Consider the following 21153-nt stretch of genomic DNA (forward strand, 5'->3'; position numbering starts at 1 on the left):
GATCTAGGCGCAAAAGCCAAGGAGAATGCTTTGGAAATCCAAAAGTAAATTTCTTTTTCCTTGCTTCTTCTTTGGCGAAAACTAATCTGCAATTCGCTTTTCTATGCAGGAAGATCGTTTTTCTAGAAAAATATTTCTCTCAGTCCTTGGCCTTTGTTTCGCATTACTCGGGATCGGTTCCTATTTCAGATGGAGAAAGAGAAGGATTGTCGGCTCCATTCTCGGGCCCGATCGCGAAACCGGCCATAGGCTCAGGGCCGCTCGTACCGATTTTTCTCCACAAGGAGAAAGGATCAAAACAAAGGTACTCATCGCAGGTGCGGGAGTCTGCGGTTTATCTTCCGGTTATTATCTCTCCAAGCTTGGGATCCAAGACTATCTCATCTTAGATCTGGAGCAACAAGCCGGAGGAAATTCCAGATACTCCGAAACGAATTCACTGAAATATCCTTGGGGTGCTCATTATCTTCCTCAACCGGGACCGGAAAGTGTGTTAGTCCGAAAATTCTTAGAAGAGAACGGCCTCATTCTAGGAAAAGACTCCCAGGGAAATCCTATCTATCCGGAAAAATATCTCTGCTTCGATCCCGAAGAAAGATTGTATTACCAAGGAAGATGGCAGGCAGGTCTGGTCCCTCGTAGATCGGGTGAACCGGATGCGCAAGAACTCTTGTTCAGAAAGATCATCAACCATTGGCAGAATCGGATCGGACGAGACGGCCATAAAGCTTTTTGCATTCCTATCGATCTTTCTTCTAGGGATCCGGAGATCGTCAAACTGGATCGCATTTCCTTCTCCCAATATTTAAAAGAACAAGGGATCCAATCTCCCGAATTGCTATGGTATGCGGATTATTGTACCAGAGACGATTATGGTGGGAATGCCAACGTTATTTCCGCTTGGGCAGGTCTGCATTATTTCTGTTCCCGTTTACGTTATGAAGAAGAATCCCCTCCCGTATTGACCTGGCCGGAAGGGAACGGATTTTTGTTGGAGCTCCTACAGAGACCTTCTCAAGGAAAGATCAAGACTGCGACTCTAATAGAAAGGATCAAAAAGCAAGGAAGCAAATGGGAGATCAATGCGTACGATGTGAACGGACGCAAAGATATTCTATTCGAAGCGGAGCAGGTGATCTATGCTCTTCCTTCTTTTACCCGAAAGTATATTCTGGGAGAGAAGGAAAGCTTTCTGCAAAATTTGGAATATTCTCCTTGGTTGGTCGCAAATCTATTTGTAGACGAACTTCCGCAAGGCAAAGGTCATCCGCCTGCTTGGGAGAATGTGATCTACAAGAGCAGATCCCTTGGTTATGTTGTTTCCACTCACCAAGATCTGCGCGCGCTTCGTCCTTCATCCGTTTTGACCTACTATCTTGCATTTGCGGAGAAGGATACTCTTGCCGCAAGAAGAGCCATGCTTCCTAAGACCTGGGAGAACTGGAAAGAAGAGATCCTTGCCGATCTGAAAAAGCCTCATCCAAATATCGAAAGTCTGGTCTCCAGGATAGATATCATGACCCATGCTCATGCAATGATCCGTCCGGTCCCCGGATTCATCTGGGGAGGAGAAAGAGAAAAGCTGGCTCGCTCCGGCCCGGGAATCCATTTCGCTCATTGCGATCTAAGCGGGATCTCCATCTTTGAAGAAGCATTGTACAGAGGGTTCGAAGCCTCCAAGAAAGTGCAGGCCCAAGGGAAAGCCTAATGAGCGGGCATACTAAAGAGAACTTGCCGGGAGAAGATAGAAGCAAATGGATCATCTCTCGTGCTTATGATCTGAGTTGGTTTATTGCCCCTGGGTTCCTGGCCGTGCTCATTGCATTTATCTCACATCAATTGGATTTCCCAAAAGATATCGGCTTGGGTTCGGGAAGAACCGATGGCAAAGCATTACCACCTTGGCTTTGGCTTCTGCTCATTCCGGGAGTAGACGTATCTCATGTATATTCCACCTTATTCAGGGCCTATTGGGACAAGGAAGTATGGAATCGAAAGAAGACCCTCCTTACCCTGACTCCTTTATTTTGTTTCGTATTCGCTTTGATACTTTATTCTTTCGGAAAGTTAGTCTTCTGGAGTGCAGTCGCCTATCTGGCAGTATTTCACTTCATCCGACAACAGTACGGTTTTCTTGCTCTCTATTCTCGCAAAGAAGAAGGTTCCAGCAATCTTTCTCTTTTATGGGATAAGGTAACCTTGTATGCAGTCACCATTTTACCGGTCGTGTACTGGCATCTCACTCCTGATACCAGACGTTTCGAATGGTTTATGGAAGGGGACTTCTTCTATTTTCCGAACGAACTACTTGCAAAGTCTGTCCATGTTCTTTTCTGGATCTGGCTTTTAGGATATGCTATAAGCCAGATCTATTATCTTTTGAACGAGAAACAGATCTCTCTAGGAAAGATCTTACTGATAACAAACACCTCTTTGGTTTGGTATATAGGCATTGTATACTTAAATGACGACTTTGCTTTTACTCTTACAAATGTAATCAATCACGGCATTCCATACATAGCCCTGGTATTTGCGTATTCCAGTTTTAGAAGAAAGAATCTTCCCTCAGTCTTTTATTCCGCATTCCAAAAGGGAATTCTTGCCCTTCTTCCTTTTGTATTGATCTTAATCATATTGGCATTTTCCGAAGAATGGCTTTGGGATAGTTTCGTTTGGAGAGAACATTCCGATCTGTTTGGAAACAAATCCGTAATACGATCGGAACTGGGGCTTGGCTTCGAGTTCATACTTGTTCCTCTTTTCTTTCTTCCTCAGTTCACTCATTATATTCTAGACGGTTTTCTATGGAAGGGCGGAGAGGACAATAGAGAGCTAAGAGGATTCTTGGGTTTCCAAAAGCTTGATCCTTGAATCAATATGCTCCAAATCCCCCAGGGACTGAAAAACGCCCTCCTTGCGGTTTTCCGATAGACAAGCTCGGTTTTCATCTCATAATGACGAAAAAGGAAAACAGGATCTACCTCAATGATCATCGTAGAAGGAATCGATTATATTGTAATACCAACGGGGGACATCGAATCTTCCGTTAAATTCTATTCCGAGCTCTTCGATTTCGAGACCTTAGAGGAGAAAGGAAATGAGTTCGCGATCATCGGCCTCGATTCCGTGAACATTAAGCTCCTCAATACCAACGGCGCAAAAAGCTCCCTTTCCGAAGTTAAGTCTCCTGTTTTAAGCTTCGTTTTGGACGTGGATGACTTTACCGAAGCGATCGTTGAACTCGAATCTAAATCGGTTCAGATCGTAAGAGGGCCAGAAGCAAGAGACGGGGGAGAATTTCTCCATTTCTTGGATCCGTCCGGAAACATTTTAGAGATCAATTATAAAGAAGACTGATCTTTTCAGAATTCGTCTTAAAAGTAAAAAGCCCTCGATCCGAGGGCTTTTTTATTGAAAAGCTTAGGAAAGTTTGTCTACAAAGGCGCCTTTGATCTTATAGATATCGCCTGCATAACTCGGATTCATTGCCTTTTGATCGAAGGTGTCCGCTTGCTTATTCTCATAAGGCTTATTAGCGACTCCTTCCATTTTAGGCATCTTGCGAGGGTCCGAGGAAGGCTTGTCCGGTAATCCAAGATATGCTGCAGTAATCGTGCTCATTTGATCCTCCCCTAACCGAATGCTAAACCAGTATTAAGAATAAACCAAGTATTTTTTTAGGCTTCATATTAAGGAAATGAGATTTCGCAATTCCCCTTGCCTGCCGTCACGAACATCTGAACGGTATAATAGCTCGGAAAGGTTAGAGTAGGCTGATAGATCCAGGTAGAAGTATCGTTCGGATTGCCCACATCCGTTCTTCCACAAGACTTGGAAAACTTAGAATACACCAAGTACGTATCGCAGCCTAACTTCACATTAGTAGGCCCTTCCGGATTTAGATCGATCCTGAGGGCTACTGTTCCCGTCTGGCCGGTAATCGCAAAGCTCTTGGAATCTGGATACGTTACCCCGATCTCCTCGCCATACTGATTGTTAAACGACTTGTAGCAGTCTATGTAGAATGTACTGCCATAGCAATTCATTGCAGTGCTGCCATTGTTCTTATCGCAAACTACGGCTCCGGAACCGGATTTAGAAAGGAAGAGAGTACCGGTAGAAGCTCCCGCAGGAACAACGGTTGTGATCTGCGTAGTGGTCGCAGTCAGAACAGTGGCCGATACCCCGTTAAACGTTATAGTATTATTGCTTGCGGTCCCGGAAAAAAGTCTCCCATTGATCGTGATAGAAGTTCCAGGGCTGGTACCGATCGGAGGAGATCCGGAAGGAGGATCGATCGAAGTGATCACCGGGTCGCCGATCCCCAACTCACTTGCCAGATCCGAGTTTTTGCTATTGGAGCAAGAGATCCCGAAGACGGAAATCATCAGAATTAAAACAATACCTTGCATCGAAGACCGCATTTTCCTTAACCTAGAACCGCTCGAATCGAACGGTTTTGCTTGCCGATCTAGAAAAACCGGGCAATCTACCCAATTATCGGAAGAAATACTTCGTCCGGGAATAAGATTTTTCCAGAAGGCAAATATGAGCGAAACAGTTCTTTATTCGATCGAAGATTATACGTGCATTATTAGTTTAAATCGACCCGAAAAACGGAATGCAATCTCTAGGGAATTGCTTCGAGAACTTATGTCCTGTATAGAAAAGGCAGGTAGAGACCCGAAAATCCGCGCCTTGGTCCTTTCCGGAGAAGGTTCCGTTTTCTGCGCAGGTGCCGATCTAAAAGAAAGGGCAGACATGTCCGAAAAGGAAGTACATCGTTTCTTGGACCAGGTAGGAGCCTGTTTCCAAGCGCTGGAAAATCTTCCGTTTCCAACGATCGCTGCTTTGGACGGAGACGCTTACGGCGGTGGATTGGAGATGGCTCTCTGCTGCGATTTTATCCTTATGAGCCATGAGGCAAAAGTAGGACTGACTGAAACCGGTTTAGGGATCATTCCCGGAGCAGGCGGAACCCAAAGGCTTCCAAGAAGGATCGGAAGAACAAAGGCATTGGAGCTTATTCTTACTGCATCCGTAATCAATGCGGAAACTGCTCTGGAGATCCAACTCGCAAATTCAGTCTGGCATGATTCCGCTTTCACTGCAGGAAAGAAGCTCGCAGTACTGCTTTCTGAAAAAGCTCCTATCTCTTTAAAGCTCGCCAAGTTAGCGATCAATGAAGGGGAAGGGAAAGACATTAAGACCGCCTTAAAGATAGAGAGAAAACATTATAATAAGACCCTACAAACCGAAGACAGACTGGAAGCCTTACGGGCTTTCAAAGAAAAGAGAAAACCCGAATTTAAGGGAAGATAGAAATTCGAAAAAGGGAAGCGACCCAAAGCCAGGACGCAAAAATAGGAAAAAACTAGGCATCGGAAAATCGAATGATTCTAACTGGAAAGGAAATTAAGAAGAGATTAGACAAGGACATAGTCATCGATCCTTATTCCGACAACAGGTTGAATCCGAACTCTTATAACCTAAGACTTCATAACGAGCTTGTGCGTTATACAGAGACCCCGTTGGACATGAAGAAGTCCAACCCTTCCGAAAACCTGATCATCCCTGAAAGTGGAATACTCTTACAACCGGGCGTTCTATACTTAGGAAGGACCTTAGAATACACCGAGACCCATAACCTAGTGCCTATGCTCGAAGGACGTTCTTCAATCGGTAGGTTGGGAATGTATGTGCATGTGACCGCTGGATTCGGTGATGTAGGGTTTAAAGGATTTTGGACCCTAGAGATCTCCGTTATCCAACCCTTGGTCATATATCCAAATGTGGAAATTTGCCAGATCTTCTACCATACCGTAGAAGGTGAGATCACCGAATACAAATCCGGCAAGTACCAAGGCAATAAAGGGATCCAAACATCTATGCTATACAAGGACTTCGAGAACGGAAAGTATTAAGAATACTTAATACTTTTAAGAAGCCTTGCTATCTCTCTGGATCAATCTCACTAATTTCTGAGCGCTTTCGTTTTCGGGATCCTTTTGCAGGGCGAGATGCGCGTATTCCAAGGCCAATTCGAATTGTTCCGTTTGGCGATATAGATCCGAAAGATTGATCAGGTTCATAGGATTATCCGGCTGGAGTTCTTCCATTCTCTTGGCTGCGAGAATTGCCTCGTCCATTCTTCCTATTCTGCGATTCGCCAAGGAAAGATAATACCAATACTCCACCAGATCCGGATCGGAGCCCAAATACTTGTTCAGGACCTCGACTGCCTTTGCGTAATTCTTTCCTTTAAAACTAAGAAGTCCCAGGAGTTTAGTGACCTTGGTGTTCTGGGGATCGGATTTATACAGTCCTTCGAGAGAGACTAGAGCCTCGCTCAAGCGTCCGCCCATATAGTCTTCTTTTGCTTTCTTATAGATGAATTTCCAGTCGATTGGATCGGAAAGTGAATCCGTCTTTGCATCCGTTTCAGGAGATTGGATCGGCAAATATTCTATCTTAAGAAGAGAAAGGTCGTCCGTTAATTCTCCCGAATCCAAGATCTCTTCCTCGATCTTGTTAAGATCCCCTTGGCCCTTTTCGACCAGTTGCAAGAAGAGCATCTCATCTTCGTTGATGGTCCTAACTTCTTTTTCTGGGGTAAGATCTAAGTCGTCTTTACCATCGGAACCGATGATCAGAACATCTCCCGGCTCTAGTCGAGTAGTATGGACCTTAAACTCATATTCCGAATCCAGACCGATCTTCCGAAGGGTCAATCCGGTTTCTAGGAACCCGGCCCTTCCGTCCCGATACATAACGGAGAAAGGGTGCTCCGCATTGAAGTACCAGACCTTACCGGTGTCGTCTTCGACCAGAACAAAAGTACCGGAGATCACCATAGATCCGTTAAAAGACTTAAAGACCGATTGCATCTCTTGGTAAATCTCAGTTAACCAATCGGCCGGACTTTCATCTAAGACCCTATCGTTTGCAGCAGAGCGAGCCAGAATGGAATTGATCACGACTCCCATGACCAAAGAGCCTCCGGCTCCTTGCATGGACTTGCCCATCGCGTCCCCATTCATCGCAAATGTGTAACGTTTGAAATCGTTTGGTTTTCCTAAGCGAAGATTTCCGGTAACGCAAATATCCCCGCCTAGATCCGCGGTCTTTCCCTTAAACTCAAATTGCTTTTTTTGGCGAAGAATGAACTGAGTTCCTACCTTAGAAGATTTATTAGCATTATAGAATAATGGCTTTGCAAGCAAGGAAGTCAGGAAGTAGTCCCCGTCCTGCTGTACTTTCAGTCTTTGTAATTCTTCTATCTTTTCGGAAAGTTCTCTCGTTCTTTCCCTTACCTTTGTGGCTAGATGCTCTGCATAATCCTGCAGTTCTCCTCTAGCCTTACGGATGGATGCCACCATGTTATTGAAGGAATCGGACAAGAAGCCTATCTCGTCTTTCAAGTCCACCTTGACTTCGACATCTAGAGCACCCTCGTTTACCCTTTCCATTCCGGAGAGAAGTCTGTTCAAAGGAGATACCAAGCTCTGGCGGAAGAAGAATGGAAATACCAAGAATACAACCACGAGAACCACACCCAAGATTATGGTCTGCTTGGCTGCAGTCGGGTGCATGAACTCTCTGTATTTACGGTAGGAGTATCCGACCTCACTCACGATATCCTTTTTGACATCGTAATTGATGTAGGTAACGAAATGTTGGTACTCGTCTAAGCTCTTTCTATAATGTCTAGAAAGTGCCGGCTGGAAGGGACGGAAGTAGAGAAGGACTTCTTCCTTCATGTGACCGATCAGCAGATCCTTTTCGTCAAAGGTGCAACTTCCATCCTTCTCTTTCCATTTTGCAAGAAGATGGTCCTTGAAGTAAGTAACGTCACCGCTTGCACCCTTCATGAATTTTCTTCCATCTACGCAGAAATCTTTCGGAAAGATATACTCGAGCTTGTTCGAGGTTACGAAGACTGCGGTGTTCAGAGATACAAGATAATCGAATAACTTCGTCTTAAGCTCTTTCCCTTCCAGATTCGGATTTCTCTCCAAGAATTTAAGGATAGAGGCTCTATAACCGCTGAAATATTCGTGAGATCCAACTAGGGTCTTCTTCAGGGATTCCCTAAAATTATCTTCTGCAAGAAGCTTGATATGCTCGAATAGGATCGTATTCTTAAAGTCTATCTCCAACTGAGGAAGACGCAGATCCAATTTATTATCATACTGAGAGTAATCTACGCTATTCGAACCGCCGGCCCAGTTCACGATATATTCCATCTCCGGCGGTTTCTTTCCACCTTCCAGAACCCGCGCCATATTCACGATACTCTTGGTATCGTATTCCGCTTCCTTATCCTGGTTCGAAATGAATACGAGGGCTTGCATGATCAACATAAGGGTCACGAATGTGATCCCCACGATCTTGACCATAAATGTGGTCTTCTCTTCGCTGAAGTTCAAAAAGATCACAAGGATCAAGAAAACTCCTACAGTCATTAATAGAACGATAGAAGTCAAATAGGTGGATCTTTCGATCCATCCGTCCCGACTGAGAATATTTGTTACCGCAGGGATCACTCCTCCGATGAGAAGGGCGCCCATGAAACCTCCGATCGCGAAGCGAGTGCTTCCGGATGTTTTCATCATTCTCCAGACCGGAATGATCAGAAAGCAGATCAGAACGAAGATACCGATCAAGATCGCGACATTTCTAGAAGCGGCCTCCGCATTGAAATCCCATTGATGAGCGGTGAAGTGATACTTTTTAGGAGAACTTAAGGTGATATAGAAGAAGTAAGAAACCCCGATAGCCATGATCGAATACAATACGATCAGCAGATTCCGATTCAGTTTAGGGTGAGCATTCTGCGGATAGCGGGACATGAACTGTCCAAGGTGGGTCAAGGCGGGAAGAATAAATCCCACAGTCAACCATCGATGGTAGGCACCGTTCGGATGATATAAGAAGGCCGCAAAGAAATACCCCGTACAAAAGAAGGAGAAGAATAAGGCTCCTAAAGCGAGATGGAAAGTACTTGGAGTCTTCTCCTTTACGAATAGGAAGAAGAGGGATGTAAATAGAAAGGCGAGAACAGATAACAAGCTTCCGAAAGAGTAATAATTCAGAAGAACGTCGTTTTGTAAGATTGAAAGTATTTCCATGCGCTTAAAAATTGATCGGTCCTAATATCGATTCGGCTGAGCGCATTTTGCGACTGAAATCGATCGAACCAAGAAAACAGCTACTTATAAATGGATTATATAAAAGCCGGAACAAATGCGATCAAACGAAAAAAGAATTTCTCGTTAAATCAGCTTTTTTATATAACACGGGCTATATAAAAAGCAAGTCTAAAGTTTATCAATTTCTTTCATCTGCAAAAAGGAATTTGCAGGGTACGCTCCGTAAGCCCCAGGCAAGACCCAACCTTGCAAGATCTGATTCCAGTTCTTCTTCTGGATCTTATTCAAGATCTTCAGGACGCCTTCCGTATTCAAGGTTTCTGAAAGAGTTATCTGCTTCAGAAAACTCTTATATCCTGAATTTCCAAGCTCTTTGTATAAGATCATCTGGGTCCGTACTGCCTTTGAATAGAACCAAAGTCCGAGGGAAGGATCCAAGGCACGAAAATCCTGCGAGAGAGGCAGATCCTTGCTCGGACGGGCTTCTTCTAAACTCCATTCGTCGGTGACCGCAGACAATTCTTCGGAGTCCAGTTTCAAGAGCCCTTTTTTGGCCAATAGGTAAGGTAAAAAGGACACGATCCCTTCGCTTAACCAGGACGGTTCTGTGAAATAAAAATGTCCTAGCTCATGCAGTAAGAGTGCAGGATACCCTTTGGGAACGATCCCGGGCTCCATGAATATTCCCAGATCCTTGCCAAGGTCTCCGGAGACATTGTTGTACCCACCGATCCTGGTCCCATTCAAAAAGACCGCGTCTTTCAGGACGAGTTTGATCTTGTTCTTTTCCGATTCGGGAAGGGACTTATAGATCGGGGCCGCCGCCTGGTGAAAATTTACTCCAGTATAAGATTCATAGGCATCTATCAGACCCTTGGTCTTTTCAAATGCGTATTGGTTCCAATCCTTCTCCGCGGTTTCATTTCGGATCTGGACTTGGATCTCTCCACCTCTTAAGATCAGAGGGAAAATGCTTTCAACTGGCTTCGTCTGGGATTTCTTATTGGACTGACCAAGGATCGGTAGAATGCAGATCATCAGAGCAAGGCAGATCCTGAGAACTCCCAAGATCCTCCCTGCCTTTGCATTCCTAAAGAAGATCAACGATCTCTCTCGATCAATCGGATCAACTTGTGAGCGTTCTCATTCCCAGGTTCTCTTTGCAAGATCTTGCGAGCGTATTCTTCCGCACGATCGTACATCTCCATCAAACGATAGATGTCGGAGAGATTGATGAGATTCGACAAATTATTCGGATCCACTTCCAAGAGTTTCAAGCTAGCGGTAAGAGCCTGATCGTACTTGCCCATCTTCTTGTTTGCGATCGAAAGATAGAACCAGTACTCGTGCAGGTCCGGATCGATTCCCAGATAGTTGCTGAGTACTTCGACCGCAGTTGCGTAATCCTTTCCTTTGAAGCTCAAGAGACCGAGTAGCTTATTTAACTTTTGGTTAGCGCTATCATGCAAGTATCCTGTCTTGAGAAGATCCAAGGCCTCGTCTAAGCGGCCTGTCTTGTACATCTTTTTGGCTTCTTCGTATACAGAATCGGTATTTAGAGCCTTGTCGATATGATCCGAGGATTCAAAGATATCTTGGATCTCGTCCTTCTTCGGTTCTCCTTGGAACTCTATCTTTAATAAGGAAAGGTCGTCCGTAAGCTCTCCTGTCTTGCGGATCTCTATCTCGATATCCTCTAGATTAGCCTTTGCAGTTTCCACATGGCGAAGGAAAAGCATCTCGTCTTCGTTGATAGTACGAATGGTTTCCTCAGGAGTTAGATCCACATCGTCCCTTCCGTCGGAGCCGAGGATGATGATATCACCCTTCTTCAATTGGAAACTATGCACTTTGAATTCGAACTCGGAATCCAAACCTAATTTCCGGAGAGTCAATCCATCTTCGATAAAGCTCGCCTTACCGTCCCTATACAAAACCGAGTACGGGTGCTCTGCATTGAAGTACCAACACATCCCTGTCTCATCTTCGATCAAATATAAAGAAGCGGAGATCACCATGGACCCGTTAAAGGATTTAAAGACTGCATGGATCTCATTATAGATCTCAGTTAACCATTGCTCCGGAGTTGCATCTAAGACTCTGTTATTCGCGGCAGAACGTGCAAGAATGGAGTTCATCACGACTCCCATTACGAGAGCTCCACCGGCACCTTGCATGGACTTACCCATTGCATCCCCGTTCATGGAAACGGTATATCTCTTGAACGAATCAGGGCGACCCAAGCGTAGATTCCCGGTAACACAAATATCACCGCCCAAATCAGAATGCTTTCCTCTGAATTCGAACTGTTTCTTTTGATGAATGATGAAATCCGTTTTTACCAGCTTGGATTTATTCGCGTTATAGAATAGAGGCTTTGCTAGCAAGGAAGTCAGGAAGTAGTCCCCGTCCTGCTGCACTTTGAGTCTCTGGACCTCTTCCATCTTCTCCTGGACTTCTCTAGTTCTTTCGCGAACTTTTTCTTCCAGGTTTTCAGCGTAGTCCTGCAATTCTCTTCTTGCCTGTTTAATGGAAGCAACCATGGCATTGAAAGAATCCGCCAAGAATCCGATCTCATCCCGTACCTTAACCGGCACGACTACATCTAGATCTCCTTTATTTACCTTTTCTACCCCGGAGAGTAAGCTGTTCAGAGGATCCACCAAACTATTCTTAAAGAAGAGAGGGAATAATGCGAGCACCACAAAGATAACGATCAATAAGATAATCGTTTGCTTCACGGTGGTCGGGTGCATGAATTCACGATACACTCTATAAGAAAATCCTACCTCGCTCATCTGTTGCTTTTCCGGCATGAATTTCATGAAAGCAACGTAATGGCCTAAGCCGTCTTTGCTCCTTCTATAGTGTCTGGTCTCGCTGGGTTTGAAATATCGGAAATAGCAGAGTATCTCGGCACGTAACTCTTCATCGCCGAGTTCTTTTCCATCCCAAAGGCAATCTTCTGACCAATGGGAGAAGACCTCGTCCTTAAATCCTTTCTCTGCGGCCCCGAGTCCGTTGAGGAAGGCCCGGCCCTTCTTACAGAAGGAACCTCCGACCAAACCTTCTAACTTATTCGTGGTAACGAAGGCTCTCTTGTTCCAGTTTTCTGCGCGGGTCAAGATCAAAGCTTTTGTCTCGGCCGGAGAAAGCTGTGGATTCGAATCCAATAACTCTCTGATAAATCGTTTGTATCCGCCGAAGTATGTATGACTTTTATCTAATAAAGAATTTATGGACCTTCTGAAATTCTCTTCCTTTAGGCCTTTGATCTCTTCATAGATGGTTACGTTCTTTAAGTCCGCGCCCACCTGTCTTAGATTTAGTTCTTTTTTAAGATCGTATTCGGAGGTGTCCAGATCGTCCTTGCTATCCTGCCAATGAAAGACATACTCTATGTCCTGGGACTTGACCCCGTTCTCTAGAGCTCTTTCTATATTCACCATACGCAAACTATCGTATTCCGCATCCTTCTCCTGGCTGGAAATATAAACGAGAGCCTGCATGATCAAACAAATGGTAAACAGAGTGATCCCGACGATCTTGACCATGAAGGTAGTACGTTCGGCACTATTGTTAATGAATGCGATCGCCATGAAGGAGAAAGCAGTGAGGAAGGAGATCACATTCGAGGTCATATAGGTCGAACGTTCCATCTCTCCGTCTCTACTTAAGAAATTCGAGATATTTGGATAAACCGCGGCGATCAGAAACCCGATCGTGAACATTAGGAGTGCGAGCCTTCTTTTATCCTTGGTAACTATGGCTCTCCATGAAGGAATTATAATGAATCCTACGAAACAGAAGAGAGCGATCACGATAGCAAGATAACGGCTTGCATCGAATGCATTGAAGTCCCAATGATGCGCTGTGAAGTGGTAGATCTTATCCGAGCTGGCGGTTAGGAAAACGAAAAGAGCAACCGTAACTACGATAACACAATACTCTACAAGCAGCACCCATTTGGCAACGCGCTGGTTGCTATTCCCGGGAAAGCGGATAAGGAACTGAGTAAAGTGGGCAACCGCAGGAAGCACCAACCCTCCAGTAAGCCAACGGTGATAAGCCGCAATCGGATGATATAAAAACGCAGCTATAAAATAGCCAAGCTCGAAGGCGCCGAAAAACAGGAAGCCTATACCAAAATGAGTAGTGGCTATGGTCCTGTTCTTAAGTGTTAGAAAGAAAATCCCGAGAAAAAGAGTGGTTAAAGTAACCAATAAACTTCCAAACGAGTAGTAGTTAAAAAGGACCAGGTCCCAAGAAATCGGATTTAACCCCATAAACTCCTATAGACGGCTTCGATTACCGGCGAACGAAACTGACTTCCAGCCTAACTTTATTTTTAGTTTGCCGACCTACTAATTTGAGACTAGATATCGGCGAAAAACGGCTAAGCCTTCACTATCATTTTGAAAAGGGAAAAATCAATAGAAAAATAAGAAAGCGACTCCTATTCTGTCGAGTATGTCCGTCTCTCCATCACAGCCGAGTCTTCTATCTCATCTGAAACTTCTTCTCGCTCAGAAACTTTGGTTTAGAGTGCTACTTGGTTTGGCCGGCGGATTGATCGTGGGCCTTTATCTCAGCCCAGAAAACGAATTTATATCCGTTAAGTACTCTAAACCGATCGCTGCTTGGTTAGGCCTGCCGGGGCATTTCTTTTTGATCCTTTTACAGATCATTATGATCCCCCTGGTGTTCTGCTCCATTGTACTTGGGATACATGCGGGGGAAACTTTAGAGAACCTCCGGAATTTCGGGGTACGGGCCTTTCTTTATTTCGTATTTACTACAGCGTTAGCCGTATCTATCGGGATCGCTCTCGCTAGCATAGTCGAGCCAGGACGATTTGTGGATCCTGCAGGGATCCCCAGAGCTCAGATCCCTGCCAAGGTAGCGAATACTTCCGAACCAGTTTCGATAGAGAAAATCCCCGAATTGATTATTTCTGTTCTGCCCAGAAATCCGTTCCAGACTTTCGCGAGTGGGGATATGTTGGGAGTTGTCCTTTTGGGTCTCCTAGTAGGAATAGCCCTCTTATCCATAGAGAGAGAGCACACTACCCATATCTTGCCTGTGTTGCACGCGATTTTTAGGACCAGTATGATCTTTGTAGAATGGGCCATGAGGATCGCGCCTTTCGCCGTATTCGGTCTGATCGCACAGATCACTGCAAAGATAGGCATTAAGGTTTTATTAAGTTTGGGAGTATACTTTCTAACTGTACTAGGGGGACTGGTTCTGATCTTAGTCATGTATTCTTTGCTTCTAATTCTACTCGCAAGAAAAAGTCCGATCTGGTTCATCAAGAACGCGGGTGAAGTTCAATTACTTGCCTTCTCCACATCCAGCTCAGCAGCAGTGCTACCTTTCACTCTCAAGACAGCGATCGAGAAAATGGGAGTGTCCAGAAAGATCGCCGAGTTCATCGTACCCTTGGGTGCCACAGTGAATATGGACGGGACCGCTCTCTACCAAGCAGTTGCCACTGTTTTCCTATCTCAAGTATACGGGATCGAATTAACCGCGACTAGCCTGGCATTTATCCTGATCGCAACGGTGGTCGCTTCTATCGGAACCCCGAGTACTCCGGGGCTAGGCATCGTTATCCTTGCTTCTATTCTAGCGGGAGTAGGAATTCCAACAGAAGGGATCGGGATCATTCTAGGTGTGGATCGGATCCTAGACATGTGCAGGACCACAGTGAATGTAACCGGAGATCTAGTCGCCTGCAATGTATTCCAGAATCGAGAAGATCTTTAAGGCTCTATCTTCCTTAAGATAAGTTTGGTTACTACCACGTTAGATCTTCCGGGAACTAGAACCTTAAACTCTAAATTTCTCATTTCATTTTCCGAGATCTTAAACACTAAGCTCTTACTTTCCTTTGCATCCGATCTTTCCAAAAGAGTTAGTTCCGTTTTTCCGCTATCTGCTGAGATTTGGAACTGAGCTCGATCCAAATCATTTCCATGAAAGACGATCTCATACTTTCCTTTGGGTAAGGAAATAAACGGCCCGTATACCAAGGGACCTTCTTTTCGAGTGGAATAGATCTCTAGATCCTTTCCAAAATATCCGGTGTATGTTTTAAATCCACTTTCTCCCATTTTCCATTCGTAAGAGGTTGGAGCAAAGGATTGCTTTCCCTCGGTGTTCTTTTGGATCCGGAAAACACTCTGATGGAAACTGATGAACGTAAGAGCATCCGGATACCTCTCCTTGGTGGGGATCGGATAAGAACCTCTTAGTTTCAGATCCGTGATCTTTTGGAAACTTAGATTCGGATGCTGCCCGAAATAAGCAGTACTCTGGATGAGATACGGTTGAAATCCAGCATCCAGCAAACCTTCTGCCCGGCCAAGGAAGACTTGCGTATTCGAAAGAAGATAGGTCCTTCTTCCATAAACAAAACTGAATATACTTGCGAGGTTCTCGTCTGTCGTAAAGAATACAGAGTTACCGGTCGGCAGAGTCTCGGAGAATTTTTGAAACTCAGTATGGAATCCATCTAACATATGAGTAAACAGGAAAATTCGAGATCTCATCCAAGAATGCCCTAGACTGACTAGAAGCAAAACCCCGATCCCAATCTGTCTCCATCTTCCCCTCCATAAAGAAAAAGAGAAGAGACCAATTCCCCCTAAGAGTAAAACAACAGGGATAGAGAATAATACCCATCTTCTGGAAACCCAGAGATGATCCGGAGAAATACTAGGATTATATAAATAACCGAGTAATAGTAAGGTCCCGGAAAATACCCAAGGCAAATGTCCGATCCTTGGATGAGAAAAAAGCAATCTATCGTATCCGAAGGCTGCCATGATCAAGAAGCTAATCGGGACGTACCAAAGAAAGATCGGCAGAGAGTTCAGGGCAAGTTCTGAGGATGTTCGGCCCTGGCCGAAAATCGCAAAATGCATCGGTCTCAAGAAGTAAGCGTATCCGAAGAGAAGAAAGAAGAATAGAAAAAAGAAAACTCGTAAGAAGGCTTTTCGTTCCTTTACGAATTCTTTGACCTTAAAAGAAAAACCTGCAACAAAAGAGATATTCCTTAGTATCGAAATTAGGAAAACAAATCCAATCGATATGGCCCCAATGACGGAAAGAGTACGCAGTGATCCTTCTCTCCATAGATCCAAGAAATACGGTTTAGAAAAAATGTATCCGTATACAATCCCTAAACAAAAAACGAAGGAAGCTCCAAAGAATAAGAACACCGATTTTTTAAAATGCTTATTAGCAAATAGAAATGTATAAAAGGAAAAGAAGGCTAAAGCAGGGATCAAAAGTAAACTATCCACTCGATTGAATGAATTTAGCCCGAGCAAGACCCCAGGTAAAAAGAGCAAAGAGTCTTTCTTTTGATAGAGAGTCTTATGGATCGTGTAAAAGGAGAATAAAAGTAGGAATTGGCTTACGGATTCGGAAAGAGGAATACGAACGCTCCAAATTTCCGCTGGATTCAGAGCGAATACTGCTGCGCAAGCGATTCCTCCCATACGTCCCAATACATTTCGAGCAAGCAAATACACAAGGCATACGGATAAGATCCCAAAGAGAGAGTTCACTCGGAGTAAGCCATCCAATCCTCCTAGATCGTAACCGATAGCTAAGTAAGAAGGAAATAGATGGTAGAATTGGATCGCAAGAGAACCGATTTCCTTAGAAAGTCCTAACTCTGCATTGGAATAGATGCCTGGATAGCCGAGAAGAATCGAATCCCCTAAGATCGATCTGAGCTTTTCCAAGTTGGGATCGTAAAGATGCAAGCCTCCATTTTTTGCAATCTGCACTCCTGAGATCGCATAGACTCCGGGATCTCTTCCCCCCAAGAGAAATTCTGTGGGAAAGAAAAAGTACAGATACGCAGTGAATCCAAGAAGAAGGAAGAGAAGACAGCTCTCATAAGAAAGAGAGATCCGATAGGATGATCGATTATTGCTCCGATCTCGTTTTGACCGAAAAACAAAGTATCCCGATACTAAATTGATCGCAAGTAAACCGAAGGACAAACTATCTAAGCTATAAATATTCAGAACGATCGTGATCAAAGCGATGATTCCGATCAAAGCAAGATAGGAGCTTAGAGATAGAACCCAGTTCTCTAGATCCCTACTTCTTCCCTTTACTAAAAGGAATAGATGAGCGAAATAAATGAATACTAAAGAAAGAATGGAAAAGAAGATTTGCGACATTCAAAACAGTTGGAAGAATAAGCCAAAACCATGAATAACATACGGAAAGTTCCAATGCAATGTTCTTTCCTGATCGACTGATAAAAAAGGAAGAAACCTTTCCTTGGACAAAAAGTTTTTTCAACTTACCTTCTATAATATACTCGCAAACCTCACTGTTCCTTTGACTGGACTGGCCGACACCGCAATCTTAGGACAACTCGAGACTCATACATTTATGGCGGGGGTCGCCCTATCTAACGTACTATTCGATTATCTATTCTGGGGATTCTCATTCTTAAGGATGAGCACCACCGGACTCACCGCACAGGCCGAAGGAAACAGGAATACAATAGAATCTTTTCAGATACTTCTCCGCTCCTTAGTAGTCGCGAGCCTGGCAGGTTTTCTTTTACTCCTTCTGAAATATCTTATAGGAGAGATCGGTTTCTCGTTTCTACAAGGAGAAGAAGAAGTAAAGGCCTCCGGTTACGAATACTTTCATTCCCGTATTTGGAGTGCACCGGGAGTTCTTTGCAATTTTGTGCTCATGGGTTGGTTTTTAGGAAGAAGCAAGAGCGGTATTGTTCTTGCTGCTACCATCCTTGCAAACCTATCCAATTTCCTTTTGAACATCTGGTTCGTTCTCTACTTACATTGGAATTCGGCAGGAGCAGGATATGCGACTACGATCAGCCAATATATCATGCTGATCTTCTTTTTAATTCCCCTAACGAAAGAAAGGACCAGATTAGGGGAAGTATATGATAAAATTAGAATATTCTCCTTATCGGGGTTTAGATCCTTATTGTCCTTGAATTCGGATATTTTGATGCGAACCCTTCTTCTGATCAGTACCTTTAGTCTTTTTAGAAATTACAGCTCCGGCTTGGGATCTGAGGTTCTCGCGGCAAACGCGATCCTACACGAGCTTATTCTTGTCGGAGCGTTTTGGATAGATGGCGCAGCAGTCGCTACGGAGACGATCTCCGGAACTCTAAAAGGGAACAAGGACTTCGAAGGATTAAAAAGGATCCTGAAACTCGGGATTATCTCCGGATTTGCGATCTCCTTTTTCTTTTGCTTCTTGTTCTTAGGATTTTCAGAAAGAATGTTCGGGCTCTTCAGTAAATCCAAACAAGTAGTATTCTTAGCACAAGAATATGGGTATTGGATCCTGCCGGTCTTACTCTTGGGGGCGACCGCATTTATCTTTGACGGATTCTTTTTAGGAATGTCTGAGGGAAAGACTCTCAGGAACAGTATGGTCGTTAGCTCTTTAGTCTTCTTTCTTCCGATCGCCTATTGGGGAAAGTTAGAAGCAAGCAACCATATCCTTTGGCTCTCCCTGACTTCTTATATGTTCGGTAGGACTCTAACGCTTGGAATCATCGCATATAAAAAATTCTTTGTAAGAAAAGCGCTCAGTTTGTAGAGAGGTCTGTTCCTTTTGGCAAGAGGGTCACTTCTATCTCCGCAGGAAGAGGCCTCCAAAAATCCGAATCCTTTGCCTTAAATAGAATAGGAGAAGGGAGATTATTCCATCCTTCGCTACGATACAGATCCACTACATCTTCTCCTTTTTGATACGAGCGAGAAGACTCGATTTTTTCGGGTTTGATAGAAGAGATCGGAACCCAACCGAACCCTGGAATATATAGATCCAGAGTATCCGTAAAGGAAGGTTTAGAAGGATTAGAAAAAGATAATGTTTTAACCGGGCGGATCGGGATCCCGGAATCCAATAAGGATTTTTTCAGTCCGTCCCAATCAGAACGGAATAGCCTTGCATCAAATATCTTATCTATGAAATAATTCCCAGCCTTATCTTTTACGGAGACCTTGTTCTTAACAAAGGGTGAAAGATCTACGGGAATTTCTTCCTTCTTCTTCAAGAAATCGTCCAAAACGTAAAACCTTACGTTCGTAGTTCTTGCTTCAAAATGATATTCCAGTGTTTGAGCGCCTTTCGGATCATCTATACCGAGCTTCTTTGATAAGGCTCGAGTCCCCATTACCATGTCTCCCCTGAACTTGGGATCCTTGGTCTTTAGATTTCGGATCCTTTGGTGTTCCGTAGTTGGCGGAGGAAGAAGCCCTACGACTCCTCCTACGAGACTTGCCTCATCCAAGGAATACTTGATCTTAACGTTTACCAAATACGTGGACTCTCCGGAAGAAAGGAAACGATCTGTTTCCACAAAGGAAACCTTCTTAACCTCTCTGCTGGTACGATCCACCACATAAATACGACTTCCTACAATCGCGATCCCTCGAATATCCTTAGAAGGAGAACGAATGGAACCAGTGATCTTTCCGCTGTTTGGATCATATCTGTAAACATTTCCGTCAGAAGAATCCGTGATCCATAGACTATCTCTTGCAAAGCAAATATCCTTCGGTTCGGATCGATCCGTTAAGAAGCCCCCTAAAAAAGTCTGAGACCCTTTATCGTAAACGGTTACCTTTCCCGAATCGGCATCCAGGATATATAAGTAATTTTGAAAGTTCGCAATGCCGCCTATCTTATCTATAGGGACTTGGATCCTCTCCGTAACCCCTCCCGTATTCGGCTCCACTTTCAAGACCACTCTCTTGCTGGCCACGAATACTCTTCCTTCTCTTGGATCGAAATTCAAACCGGCAATGAACGGAATACCCAAATTATAAGCTTCTTGTCTGCCCGCAGGATCCACCTTGATAATGGCTCTTCTCTTACTATCCGCGAACCAGAAATTAGTCCCATCATACGAGAGTCCGTACGGACTCTCGGTGAGTTGAATGTCTATGTCTGTCTCTTCTTGTGCTTGAGCGATCGGACTAGTGAATAGAAAGATAGAAAATAAGATCGGATATGTAAGTATTCTTTTCATCGGTTCAGTAAATTGAGTAGACCATGCCAAAGTTCTTCTCCCAAACTCGGCTGCAGTCCGGCAGAGGTAACAACTGTAATGGGTGAGATCGGAAAGATAAGTACCAAAGATAGTAATATACTCCATCCGAAAATCTTGCGGTATTTATCCAAAGGAGAAGGGCCATCCGGAATATAAGGATGTTCCACTCGGATAAAGTAATAGATGAGTAATCCCCAAACAATCCACGAATAATTCCAGATCGCAAGCAGCAGAAAGGCGGAAAATAAATAATAGATCCACCTTCTGTATTTCTCTCCTACAAGAGAGTAGATCACATGTCCTCCATCTAGTTGCCCAAACGGAAGAAGGTTCAGCGCAGTGATCAATAGACCCACCCAGCCTGCAAACGCTAGAGGATGATATTCCACGCTGAACAAATTCGGATCATACGGCCCTAGGATCTGCTGAGATGCGAAATATACAAAGACGCTATTCCCAAAACGGATATCCACGAGATCCGAATTAGAAAGAAGGACCGAAGTCCTCTCAGCAAAAGAAACCAGTGTAGAATATTTCAGACCGATCCATAGACAAGGAATGGATAGAACCAAACTCATTGCAGGTCCCCAAACACCGATATCGAAGAGTTGCACCTTATTTCGGATCGGTTCTTGGATCTTGATCACCGCCCCCATCGTCCCCACTGGAGCAAATGGTACCGGAAGAAAATAAGGAAGAGTGGAACGGATCCCATAGAATTTCGCTGCCAGATAATGCCCCATCTCATGACAGAGAATAATGAACAAAAGAGAAACTGAATATGGCCATTGAGCCGAGAAAACACGGGCAATCGTCTCCGAACTTTCGAACGGGATCGTGAAGATCGTATCTTGGAAAGTAAGAGTTAAGAAGGTCAGAAAGAATAATAAAATATGCAATCCGTACTTGGGTCTGCTCAATGCT

The 21153-nt window shown here is 44.2% G+C and carries 14 protein-coding genes and 2 pseudogenes; 7 read left to right on the forward strand and 9 right to left on the reverse strand.

Annotation, left to right across the window (positions count from 1 at the left end):
* The first annotated feature begins 103 nt into the window (after positions 1 to 103).
* From EHO57_RS07285 to EHO57_RS07295, 3 genes are all read left to right on the forward strand, one after another.
* Entirely contained in the window at positions 104 to 1708 is a 1605-nt protein-coding gene (locus tag EHO57_RS07285) for an NAD(P)-binding protein (protein ID WP_135644303.1), read from the forward strand.
* Positions 1708 to 2871 carry a hypothetical protein gene (locus EHO57_RS07290; RefSeq protein ID WP_135644305.1) on the forward strand — a complete coding sequence of 388 codons (1164 nt, stop codon included), beginning with the start codon at positions 1708 to 1710 and terminating at the stop codon, positions 2869 to 2871. Before EHO57_RS07285 ends, EHO57_RS07290 begins: the two co-directional genes overlap by 1 nt.
* Before the next feature lie 114 nt (positions 2872 to 2985).
* Entirely contained in the window at positions 2986 to 3357 is a 372-nt protein-coding gene (locus EHO57_RS07295) for a VOC family protein (RefSeq protein ID WP_135644307.1), read from the forward strand.
* A gap of 63 nt (positions 3358 to 3420) precedes the next feature.
* Here EHO57_RS07295 and EHO57_RS07300 read toward each other — a convergent pair whose 3' ends face one another.
* The gene (locus EHO57_RS07300; RefSeq protein WP_135644308.1) at positions 3421 to 3621 is read right to left on the reverse strand and encodes a hypothetical protein; all 201 of its coding nucleotides are present in this window, start codon (positions 3619 to 3621) and stop codon (positions 3421 to 3423) included.
* A 68-nt stretch (positions 3622 to 3689) separates the two neighbouring features.
* Positions 3690 to 4424, reverse strand: coding sequence for an LIC10067 family putative lipoprotein (locus EHO57_RS07305; RefSeq protein WP_135644310.1), 735 nt, complete (start codon positions 4422 to 4424; stop codon positions 3690 to 3692).
* 124 nt (positions 4425 to 4548) lie between these two features.
* Here EHO57_RS07305 and EHO57_RS07310 point away from each other — a divergent pair, with 124 nt between their 5' ends.
* Both EHO57_RS07310 and dcd read left to right on the forward strand, forming a co-directional pair.
* A complete protein-coding gene (locus EHO57_RS07310) occupies positions 4549 to 5322 on the forward strand; it encodes an enoyl-CoA hydratase/isomerase family protein (RefSeq protein ID WP_135644311.1) in 774 nt (257 codons plus the stop codon).
* A gap of 71 nt (positions 5323 to 5393) precedes the next feature.
* Entirely contained in the window at positions 5394 to 5924 is a 531-nt protein-coding gene (gene dcd, locus EHO57_RS07315; RefSeq protein ID WP_135644312.1) for a dCTP deaminase, read from the forward strand.
* Positions 5925 to 5939: 15 nt separating this feature from the next.
* On the opposite strand, the gene EHO57_RS07320 is transcribed toward dcd, so the two are convergent.
* From EHO57_RS07320 to EHO57_RS19065, 4 genes and pseudogenes are all read right to left on the reverse strand, one after another.
* Positions 5940 to 9131, reverse strand: a complete 3192-nt coding sequence (locus tag EHO57_RS07320; protein ID WP_135644314.1) for a SpoIIE family protein phosphatase — start codon at positions 9129 to 9131, stop codon at positions 5940 to 5942.
* Positions 9132 to 9320: 189 nt separating this feature from the next.
* Positions 9321 to 10256 carry a hypothetical protein gene (locus EHO57_RS07325; RefSeq protein WP_342776452.1) on the reverse strand — a complete coding sequence of 312 codons (936 nt, stop codon included), beginning with the start codon at positions 10254 to 10256 and terminating at the stop codon, positions 9321 to 9323.
* A pseudogene (locus EHO57_RS19060) lies at positions 10253 to 12118 on the reverse strand (SpoIIE family protein phosphatase); the annotation flags it as partial. The gene EHO57_RS07325 and the pseudogene EHO57_RS19060, both read right to left, overlap by 4 nt.
* Positions 12119 to 13131: 1013 nt before the next feature.
* Positions 13132 to 13438 (reverse strand): annotated as a pseudogene (locus EHO57_RS19065) (HAMP domain-containing protein); the annotation flags it as partial.
* 184 nt (positions 13439 to 13622) lie between these two features.
* Here EHO57_RS19065 and EHO57_RS07335 point away from each other — a divergent pair.
* Positions 13623 to 14921, forward strand: coding sequence for a dicarboxylate/amino acid:cation symporter (locus EHO57_RS07335; RefSeq protein ID WP_135644316.1), 1299 nt, complete (start codon positions 13623 to 13625; stop codon positions 14919 to 14921).
* On the opposite strand, the gene EHO57_RS07340 is transcribed toward EHO57_RS07335, so the two are convergent.
* A complete protein-coding gene (locus tag EHO57_RS07340; RefSeq protein ID WP_135698312.1) occupies positions 14918 to 17356 on the reverse strand; it encodes an ArnT family glycosyltransferase in 2439 nt (812 codons plus the stop codon). The genes EHO57_RS07335 and EHO57_RS07340 overlap by 4 nt on opposite strands.
* A gap of 103 nt (positions 17357 to 17459) precedes the next feature.
* On the opposite strand from EHO57_RS07340, the gene EHO57_RS07345 reads away from it, so the two are divergent.
* Positions 17460 to 18770: an MATE family efflux transporter gene (locus tag EHO57_RS07345; protein WP_135644319.1), complete on the forward strand. Its 1311-nt coding sequence runs from the start codon at positions 17460 to 17462 to the stop codon at positions 18768 to 18770.
* Here EHO57_RS07345 and EHO57_RS07350 read toward each other — a convergent pair.
* Both EHO57_RS07350 and EHO57_RS07355 read right to left on the reverse strand, forming a co-directional pair.
* On the reverse strand, positions 18760 to 20208 hold the full coding sequence (locus tag EHO57_RS07350) for a Vgb family protein (protein WP_135644321.1): 1449 nt from the start codon (positions 20206 to 20208) through the stop codon (positions 18760 to 18762). The genes EHO57_RS07345 and EHO57_RS07350 overlap by 11 nt on opposite strands.
* A complete protein-coding gene (locus tag EHO57_RS07355) occupies positions 20205 to 21149 on the reverse strand; it encodes a site-2 protease family protein (protein ID WP_135644322.1) in 945 nt (314 codons plus the stop codon). The genes EHO57_RS07350 and EHO57_RS07355 overlap by 4 nt, the downstream gene beginning before the upstream one ends.
* Positions 21150 to 21153 lie beyond the last annotated feature (4 nt).

Origin of the sequence: Leptospira langatensis (assembly GCF_004770615.1) — a bacterium.
Lineage (GTDB): Bacteria > Spirochaetota > Leptospiria > Leptospirales > Leptospiraceae > Leptospira_B > Leptospira_B langatensis.

Bases quoted from the DNA above. Each gene is read 5' to 3' on its own strand.
- EHO57_RS07285 (WP_135644303.1), top strand. From the start codon at position 104: ATGCAGGAAGATCGTTTTTCTAGAAAAATATTTCTCTCAGTCCTTGGC.
- EHO57_RS07290 (WP_135644305.1), top strand. From the start codon at position 1,708: ATGAGCGGGCATACTAAAGAGAACTTGCCGGGAGAAGATAGAAGCAAA.
- EHO57_RS07295 (WP_135644307.1), top strand. From the start codon at position 2,986: ATGATCATCGTAGAAGGAATCGATTATATTGTAATACCAACGGGGGAC.
- EHO57_RS07300 (WP_135644308.1), bottom strand. From the start codon at position 3,621: ATGAGCACGATTACTGCAGCATATCTTGGATTACCGGACAAGCCTTCC.
- EHO57_RS07305 (WP_135644310.1), bottom strand. From the start codon at position 4,424: ATGCGGTCTTCGATGCAAGGTATTGTTTTAATTCTGATGATTTCCGTC.
- EHO57_RS07310 (WP_135644311.1), top strand. From the start codon at position 4,549: ATGAGCGAAACAGTTCTTTATTCGATCGAAGATTATACGTGCATTATT.
- dcd (WP_135644312.1), top strand. From the start codon at position 5,394: ATGATTCTAACTGGAAAGGAAATTAAGAAGAGATTAGACAAGGACATA.
- EHO57_RS07320 (WP_135644314.1), bottom strand. From the start codon at position 9,131: ATGGAAATACTTTCAATCTTACAAAACGACGTTCTTCTGAATTATTAC.
- EHO57_RS07335 (WP_135644316.1), top strand. From the start codon at position 13,623: ATGTCCGTCTCTCCATCACAGCCGAGTCTTCTATCTCATCTGAAACTT.
- EHO57_RS07340 (WP_135698312.1), bottom strand. From the start codon at position 17,356: ATGTCGCAAATCTTCTTTTCCATTCTTTCTTTAGTATTCATTTATTTC.
- EHO57_RS07350 (WP_135644321.1), bottom strand. From the start codon at position 20,208: ATGAAAAGAATACTTACATATCCGATCTTATTTTCTATCTTTCTATTC.